This window comes from Phenylobacterium sp. (genome assembly GCF_036402295.1).
Taxonomy (GTDB): Bacteria; Pseudomonadota; Alphaproteobacteria; order Caulobacterales; family Caulobacteraceae; genus Phenylobacterium.
Genome location: NZ_DASWTE010000384.1, coordinates 1 through 6,523 on the forward strand (window position 1 = coordinate 1; position 6,523 = coordinate 6,523).

8 protein-coding genes are annotated in these 6,523 nt (G+C 71.4%); 6 read left to right on the top strand and 2 right to left on the bottom strand.

Translation table 11 applies throughout. From position 1 onward, the window contains the following. Positions 1-162 precede the first annotated feature (162 nt). The 4 genes from VGD44_RS22445 to VGD44_RS22460 all read left to right on the top strand — a co-directional run bounded on the left by VGD44_RS22445 (position 163) and on the right by VGD44_RS22460 (position 4,317). Positions 163-1,734 carry a DUF4173 domain-containing protein gene (locus VGD44_RS22445; RefSeq protein WP_331090608.1) on the top strand — a complete coding sequence of 524 codons (1,572 nt, stop codon included), beginning with the start codon at positions 163-165 and terminating at the stop codon, positions 1,732-1,734. Further along, on the top strand, positions 1,731-2,453 hold the full coding sequence (locus VGD44_RS22450) for a response regulator transcription factor (protein WP_331090609.1): 723 nt from the start codon (positions 1,731-1,733) through the stop codon (positions 2,451-2,453). The genes VGD44_RS22445 and VGD44_RS22450 overlap by 4 nt, the downstream gene beginning before the upstream one ends. Next, complete coding sequence (locus VGD44_RS22455; protein WP_331090610.1) at positions 2,450-4,048, top strand: HAMP domain-containing sensor histidine kinase; 1,599 nt, start codon at positions 2,450-2,452, stop codon at positions 4,046-4,048. The genes VGD44_RS22450 and VGD44_RS22455 overlap by 4 nt, the downstream gene beginning before the upstream one ends. Before the next feature lie 65 nt (positions 4,049-4,113). After that, on the top strand, positions 4,114-4,317 hold the full coding sequence (locus VGD44_RS22460) for a hypothetical protein (protein WP_331090611.1): 204 nt from the start codon (positions 4,114-4,116) through the stop codon (positions 4,315-4,317). Here the strand turns inward: VGD44_RS22460 and VGD44_RS22465 are convergent. Next, positions 4,314-4,691, bottom strand: a complete 378-nt coding sequence (locus VGD44_RS22465) for a YybH family protein (RefSeq protein ID WP_331090612.1) — start codon at positions 4,689-4,691, stop codon at positions 4,314-4,316. The genes VGD44_RS22460 and VGD44_RS22465 overlap by 4 nt on opposite strands. A gap of 96 nt (positions 4,692-4,787) precedes the next feature. On the opposite strand from VGD44_RS22465, the gene VGD44_RS22470 reads away from it, so the two are divergent. Next, positions 4,788-5,525: a hypothetical protein gene (locus tag VGD44_RS22470; protein WP_331090613.1), complete on the top strand. Its 738-nt coding sequence runs from the start codon at positions 4,788-4,790 to the stop codon at positions 5,523-5,525. Here the strand turns inward: VGD44_RS22470 and VGD44_RS22475 are convergent. Next, positions 5,522-6,172, bottom strand: coding sequence for an alpha/beta hydrolase (locus VGD44_RS22475; protein WP_331090614.1), 651 nt, complete (start codon positions 6,170-6,172; stop codon positions 5,522-5,524). The genes VGD44_RS22470 and VGD44_RS22475 overlap by 4 nt on opposite strands. Before the next feature lie 174 nt (positions 6,173-6,346). Here VGD44_RS22475 and VGD44_RS22480 point away from each other — a divergent pair. After that, positions 6,347-6,523 (top strand): Rrf2 family transcriptional regulator (locus VGD44_RS22480; RefSeq protein WP_331090615.1); only part of this gene is annotated, 177 nt, incomplete at its 3' end.

The following is a 6,523-nucleotide window of genomic DNA, read 5'->3' on the forward strand; positions in this document are numbered from 1 at the left end:
TGGCGCGCCGAGGGGTCGCTGAAGGGGCTCGAGCTGAACCGCTGAAGGCGGCGTCTGCACGGGTCCTGCACATGAACCGGACCGCCTCCGCGCGGCGGTCCGGCTAGGTCCGCGACCGAGTCGGGCCGAGAGTGTCCCCAACGACGAGGGGATACTCCGCCGATGCGGGCGCGGCTGCCGAGCTTCTGGATCAAGGCTGTGCTGGCCGTCGCCGTGGTGGCCGCGGCCGATGTCCTGCTCTTCGATGTCGATGGCCTGGGCCTGAACCTCGGCCTGTTCAGCCTGGCGCTGGTCGCCGCCGTCGGCCTGACCAACTCCGCGATCCGCCGTCACCGGCTGGCGATGCTGGCCCTGGCCGCGGCCGCCCTGCTCGCGGCGCTGCAGATCGAGCGGGCGACCTTCATCGGCTGGTTGCTGTTCGCGGTCGCCATGGCGGTCGCGGCGCTCGCGCCTCGCGCACCGCAGGGACAGGACGGCTGGCGCTGGTTTCAGCGGCTGATCGCCGGAGGCCTGAAGGCGCTGGTCGGGCCGCCGCTCGATGTGCGCGACGTCCTCAAGGTGAGGGCGCGTCACGGGCCCATTCGCCTCACCCTGATGATCGCCGGCGCCGTGCTGCCCGTCGTCGGCGGCGTGGTGTTCGTCAGCCTGTTCGCCGCCGCCAACCCGGTGATCGACGAGGCCTTCGGGGCGATCCGGCTGCCCGAACTGCAGATCGCCCGGCTCGTCTTCTGGATCATGGTCACCCTGATCGTCTGGGCCGTGCTGCGCCCGCGCGGCCTGCGGCGCACGCTGAAGACCCCCGGCCTGGACGGCGACTTAAACGTCCCGGGGGTGACGACCGGATCGATCGTCGCGTCGCTAGTGGTCTTCAATCTCATTTTCGCGGTCCAGAACGGCCTCGACATCGCGTTTCTGTGGAGCGGGGCGGGCCTGCCGAAGGGCGTCTCGTTCTCCGAGTACGCGCACCGCGGCGCCGAGCCCCTGATCGCCACGGCGCTGCTGGCGGGGCTGTTCGTGCTCGTGTTCCTCCGGCCCAGCTCGGCGACGGCGGACTCGCGGCCGGTCCGGATGCTCGTCACGGTCTGGGTCGCGCAGAACCTCTTCCTCGTGGCGTCGACCGCGCTCCGCACCATCGACTACATCGAGGCCTATTCGCTGACCCGGATGCGGATCGCGGCGCTGCTCTGGATAGCGCTGGTGGCGACCGGCCTGATCCTCGTCACCTGGCGGCTGCTGCGCGGGAAGAGCTCGGGTTGGCTCATCAACGCCAACCTCATCGCCGCGGGCGTCGTGCTGGTCGTCTGCAGCGTCGTGGATCTCGGCGCCATCACCGCGGCGTGGAACGTGCGCCACGCGCGCGATGTCGGCGGGCAGGGGGTCGAACTGGACGTCTGCTACCTCGAGACCCTGGGCGGCGCGGCGCTGGTCCCGCTGGCTGAGGCCGAGCGCCGATCGCTACCGCCGATGACCGCGGCGAAGGTCACGGCGGCCCGGCAGCTGATCCTTGGCGACACCCTGCGCAAGCAGGGGGCGTGGCGCGGATGGCGCTTCCGCGACGCCCGCAGGATCGACCGGATGCGGGAGCTCCTGGGCGGCGACGGACGGCCAATGCCGTTCGCCATGACCGCTGGCGACTTCTACAAGTATTGCGCGGCCGGTTTTCCGTCCGAGATGCCGCCGGTCGATCCGCCGCCAGCCGCCCCATTGACCCGCAGCCCGAAGCCCGGAACATGACGTTCATGCCTCAGGTCCTCGTCGTCGACGACGATCCCCACATTCGCCAGCTCCTGGTGTTCGCCCTGGAGAAGGCCGGTCTTTCCGCCCGCGAGGCCGAGGACGGCGAGGCGGCGCTGGCCGCCGTGGCCGACCTGCCGCCCGACCTGGTGGTCCTCGACATCAATATGCCCAAGCTGGACGGGCTGGAGGTGTGCCGCCGGCTGCGGGCCAAGGGCGACCTGCCGATCCTGTTCCTGTCGTCGCGCGACGACGAGATCGACCGAGTGCTTGGGATCGAGCTGGGCGGCGACGACTATGTTGTGAAGCCCTTCAGTCCCCGCGAGGTGGTGGCCCGCGTGCAGGCCATCCTGCGCCGCGCCCGCGCCGCCAAGCCCGCCGAACCGGCCGCCGCCCTGCTGAGCCACGGCCGGCTGTCGCTGGACCCCGACAGCTGGATCGCCCGCTGGGGCGGGACCGAGGCGGCGCTGACGGTCACCGAGTTCGGCATCCTGAAGATCCTGATGGGCGCGCCGAGCCGCGTGTTCAGCCGCGATGCGATCATCGACCGCCTCCACGGCCCGGGCTTCGCCATCACCGACCGCACCATCGACAGCCACGTGCGCAACTTGCGGGGCAAGTTCGCGGCGCTGGGCGGCCACGACGTCGTGGAGACCCGCGCGGGCGTCGGCTACCGCCTGGGGCCCTGCCAAGGCCAGCCCGCCGCGCCGCCCGCTTGACCGCGCGACGCCTGATCGAGGGGCTCAAGGACGTCGTGGCCCCTTTCTGGCCGAAGCTGCGGCTGCGGGTGATCCTGTTCGGGGTGCTGCTGTTCGCCGCCGCCATGCCGGCGATCGGGGCCATCTCGCTGCGCGTCTTCGAGAACACCCTGGTGCGCCAGACCGAGGCCGAGCTGGTCGCCCAGGGCGCGGCGCTGGCGGCCGTGGCCTCGGTGGACTGGCCGGGCGCGCCGGCGCCGATCCCGCGGCCCGTGAAGCCGCCCGACGGCTATTATCGGCCGGAGTCGACCACCATCGACCTCAGCCGCGGGCCGGTGCTGGGCGAGCGGCCGCCGCCGCGCCGCGCGCGCAGGGCGGCCGACCCGGAGGCGGTGGCGGTGGCCGGCGAGATCACGCCGATCATCGACCGAACGGTGCGCACGACGCTGGCCTCGGCGGTCATGCTGGACCGGCATGGCATTGCGGTGGCCGGGCCGGGGCGGGGCGGGGACTTCTCGGGCCTGCCGGAGGTGCGGACGGCGCTGAACGGCCGCCCGCGCACTGTGCTGCGGGTGAACGGCGACTACCGCCCGCTCTACCGCTTCGAGTGGCTCAGCATGGCCTCGGGCATCCGCCTGCACCATGCGCGGCCCATCGTGGTGGGCGGGCAGGTGAAGGGCGTGCTCCTGCTGTCGCGTTCGCCGCGGGCGCTGTTCCGCGGGCTGTACGAGGACCGCGGCAAGTGGGCCCTGGCCGCCGCCGTCATCCTGGGCGCGCTGGTGATCATGGCCGGGCTGATCGCGCGCGGCGTCACCGGCCCGATCCTGACGCTGAGCGCGGCGTCCAAGCGGGTGGCGCGCGGCATGGAGGGCGTGCCGCGCACGCCGCGGACGGCGGCCATCGAGATCCGCGACCTCTACGCCGACTTCCGGGCCATGGCCGAGGCGATCGACCGGCGCTCGGGCTACCTGCGCGACTTCGCCGCCGCCGTCAGCCACGAGTTCAAGACCCCGCTCGCCGGCATAACGGGGGCCGTCGAGCTGCTGCAGGACCATTACGAGACGATGTCGGCCGACGAGCGGAAGCGGTTCCTCGACAACATTGCGGGCGACTCCGAGCGGCTCTCGCAGCTGGTGACGCGCCTGCTCGACCTGGCCCGCGCCGACATGGCTACGCCCGAGGCCGGGGTCGCCACCGACCTGGCCGAACCGGTCCGCCGCGCCGTCGACGGCCAGGTCCGCGCGGACTTCGCCGTGGAGGTCGACGTGGCTCGGGACGTCCCGCCCGTCGCCGCGCCCGCGACCACCGTCGAGAGCGTGCTCACCATCCTGCTGCAGAACGCCCGGCAGGCCGGTGCGCGCCGGGCCAACGTCTCCGCCGCGCTGGATGGCGGCGAGGTGGTGCTGACGGTGACCGATGACGGGCCCGGCGTGCCTGAGGCCGACCGCGAGCGCTTGTTCGAACCCTTCTTCACCAGCCACCGCGCCACGGGCGGGACGGGCCTGGGCCTTCCGATCGCCCGGTCGCTGCTGGCGGCGAGCCGGGGTCACATCGACCTGTTGGACAACGGCGCCGGTGCGGCCTTCCGGGTGACGCTGCCGCGGGCGGACCTCTAGCGTCTGCACGGAATCTCGACAGGCCCCGGCGGCGGGCCTGCACGCCACCACGCCAACCTGCGAGCATGGACAAGCCGCTTCTCCCCACCCCAGACGGCTTCCGCCTCGCTTTCGATGTCGCCGGCGAGGTCTGGTCCTGGCGGCTGACCACGCCCGAGGGCGCGAGCGTTGCGGGCCATGCCCCCGACCGCAACGCCGCACAGCGGTCAGCCGCCATCACCGCCTCGGTCGTGGCGGCGCTGCGGCGCACGCAGCGGCGGTGGTTCTAGACGGTCAGGGTGACGTAGAGCTCGGTCTCGATGACCCACTGGCCGGTCGCCTTGCGCCAGACGGCGAGATAGGCGCCGCCCATCTCGCGGTCCTTCCAGCGGCCGGTCCAGCGTCCGTGCTCGGCGGCACGCGCGCCGGCGGCGTCGAGCTCGACGACTTCGGTCTCACGGACGTAGGTCACGAAGCCGGGCTCGGCGAACTGGCCGGCGAAGGCCTGGATCACCGCGTCGGCGCCCAGGATCAGGTCGCCGTCGCCGACGATCAGCTTCACGTCGGGCGCGAAGAACGGGCGCAGCCGCTGGGCCTCGTGGCCCGCGATCAGCTTGTTGGTCAGGCGCCGGCGGGCGCGCACCGCATCTTCTGAACTCGTCATCGCCTGTCGATTCCTGCAGGACCCCACTGCATCGGCGCAGCTTCACGAAGGCCGCGCCGGGTGACAATCTCGCCAGTGTTCTCATCGGGGGTGAACATGGCCCAACAGGCAATCGAAGTCCGGCCCTCCGCCGGATCGCAGAACCAACTCTACGTCGCGACCGCGCTCATCTGCGCCGCCGTGATCTTCGTGGGCTTCGCACCGTCCTACTACCTCAAGGACGTGATCCACGCTCCGCCGCCGCTCTCGCCGCTCACCATGGCGCACGGGGCGGTCTTCACGCTCTGGACGCTGCTGTTCGTCACCCAGGCCACGCTGATCGGCGTCGGCCGGCCGCGGCTGCACCGGCAGCTTGGCATGCTGGGCGCGATGCTGTTCGGGGCGATGGTGGTGCTGGGGCTGTCGACGGCGATCACCGCCGCTCGCCTCGGGCACGCGCCGCCGGCTTCGCCGGACCCGAAGGTCTTCATGGCGCTGCCGGTCATCGGCATCCTCGCCGAGGCGGTGCTCGTCGCGATGGCGCTCATCAACCGGACACGGCGCGACTACCACCAGCGCCTGATGCTGGCCGCCTTCATCATGATCACCCAGCCGGCGATCGGGCGCATGTTCATCCCGGCAGGCCTCGCGGGGAGCGCGAACCAGGGCTCGTTCCTGGTGATCGAGCTGATGCTGCTGGCCGTGATCGCGCTCGACTGGCGCAAGGTAGGCAAGGTGCATCCCGCCTGGCTGACGGGCGTGGCGGTGCTGGCGACCATGCACCTCCTCGTGACGTGGGCCTTCGCAGGCGCCGGCTGGTGGGCGGCGACGGCGGCGTGGCTGACCCGCGCCTAGGCCGGGTTCGCTTCCAGGCGCTTGTCGAGGTAGGCGCCGACGCGGCTTTCCACGTCGGGCAGGTTCTCCATCCAGAAGTGGGTCGCGCCCTCGACCACGTCGTAGTCGATGACGATGCCCTTCTGGGTGCGCAGCTTGGAGACCACGCGCTCCACGTCGATCGGCGGGACCACCGAATCGTTCTGGCCGTGCAGGATCAGGCCCGACGCCGGGCAGGGGGCCAGGAAGCTGAAGTCGTAAGCGTTGGTCGGCGGGCTCACGGAGATGAAGCCGTCGGTCTCGGGGCGGCGCATCAGGAGCTGCATGCCCACCCAGGCGCCGAACGAATAGCCGGCGACCCAGCACTGCGACGCGGCGGGGTTGGTGGACTGGAGCCAGTCCAGCGCGGTGGCCGCGTCGGCGAGCTCGCCGATGCCGCCGTCGAACTCGCCCTGGCTGCGGCCGACGCCGCGGAAGTTGAAACGCAGGACCGAGAAACCGCGCTTCATGAACAGGTGGAAGAGCTGCACCGCCACCGGATTGTTCATCTGGCCGCCGGCCTTGGGGTGAGGGTGCAGGATCAGCGCGACCGGCGCGGTCTCGCTCTTGCCCTGGGAATAGCGCCCCTCGATCCGCCCGGCCGCACCGGTCAGAACCACCTCTGGCATACCAACCTCTTCTCCGCCCGGGTTTGAGCAGTCGGAATACTTGACTGCTGTACTCGGTCTTCCTAAGTCGCAGCCATCCGGCGCGACCCCGCTTCGTGCGAGGCGGGGCTCATAACATAGGACGCTCCGGATGCGCGCGAAAACTGCATTGGGCCCCGAAAGGCGACAACTCCCATGCGTCTCTCCACGAAAGGCCGCTACGCCGTGATGGCCATGGCCGACCTGGCGCGCCGTGAGCACGAGGCCGCCCGCGCCGTGGCGCTGGCCGATATCGCCGCCCGGCAGGAGATTTCGCTCAGCTATCTGGAGCAGCTCTTCGCCCGGCTGCGCCGCAAGGGCCTGGTGAAGAGC

Coding starts and splice junctions, on each gene's coding strand:
- VGD44_RS22460 (WP_331090611.1), top strand. CDS start 4,114: ATGGACAAGCCGCTTCTCCCCACCCCAGACGGCTTCCGCCTCGCTTTC.
- VGD44_RS22470 (WP_331090613.1), top strand. CDS start 4,788: ATGGCCCAACAGGCAATCGAAGTCCGGCCCTCCGCCGGATCGCAGAAC.
- VGD44_RS22475 (WP_331090614.1), bottom strand. CDS start 6,172: ATGCCAGAGGTGGTTCTGACCGGTGCGGCCGGGCGGATCGAGGGGCGC.
- VGD44_RS22445 (WP_331090608.1), top strand. CDS start 163: ATGCGGGCGCGGCTGCCGAGCTTCTGGATCAAGGCTGTGCTGGCCGTC.
- VGD44_RS22465 (WP_331090612.1), bottom strand. CDS start 4,691: ATGACGAGTTCAGAAGATGCGGTGCGCGCCCGCCGGCGCCTGACCAAC.
- VGD44_RS22450 (WP_331090609.1), top strand. CDS start 1,731: ATGACGTTCATGCCTCAGGTCCTCGTCGTCGACGACGATCCCCACATT.